General features: G+C 51.1%; 1 protein-coding gene. It reads left to right on the top strand.

Annotated features, from left to right (window positions below; translation table 11 throughout):
- On the top strand, positions 1-278 hold a 278-nt coding region (locus ACPGUT_RS16100), incomplete at its 5' end, for a lipoyl protein ligase domain-containing protein (RefSeq protein ID WP_423993130.1).
- Positions 279-610: the final 332 nt, after the last annotated feature.

Below are 610 nucleotides of genomic sequence, written 5' to 3'. Positions count from 1 at the left end.
TCGGCGTTTGGGTGACACGCCCTGAAAAACCTCTCACTGCGCACGGCGAGGTTCAGGAAGATAAGATCGCTGCAATCGGTATTCGCCTGCGCAAATGGGTCAGCTTTCACGGAATTTCGATCAATGTTGAGCCTGATCTGGAGCATTTCGCGGGAATCGTCCCTTGCGGGATTAGTGAGCACGGCGTCACCAGTTTGGTAGATTTAGGTTTGCCCGTCAGCATGGAGGACGTCGATGTGGCGCTCAAACATAGTTTTGAAAAGACGTTTCAGAGCTGATTGCCTGACACGCATAGATCAATATTGAAGCAATTCCCCTTACTTTCCAGCGCGTTAATATGACAGCTGTTAACCTAACGCTAGGAAAATCACGGCTATACGGCTGCGCAGCACGGCTTTGCACGTGCGACAATTTTTGTTGATCTGCGTCAAACTCTGACATTGAAGCCAAGGGGGAAGCATTCTAGAACCTGAATGGAATACAGGCACATAGGCTCCCCTATGGGCCACTGACACACATCAGCAGGAGGCGAGCATGGCAGACGCAGCCATTCACGGCCATGAACACGAAGACAATCGCGGTTTCTTTACCCGCTGGTTCATGTCCACCA

The organism is Halocynthiibacter sp., assembly GCF_049608145.1.
In the GTDB taxonomy this organism is placed as follows: domain Bacteria; phylum Pseudomonadota; class Alphaproteobacteria; order Rhodobacterales; family Rhodobacteraceae; genus Halocynthiibacter.
The sequence above is the reverse complement of the archived record's forward strand: the minus strand, read 5'-3'. Positions and strand labels throughout refer to the sequence as shown.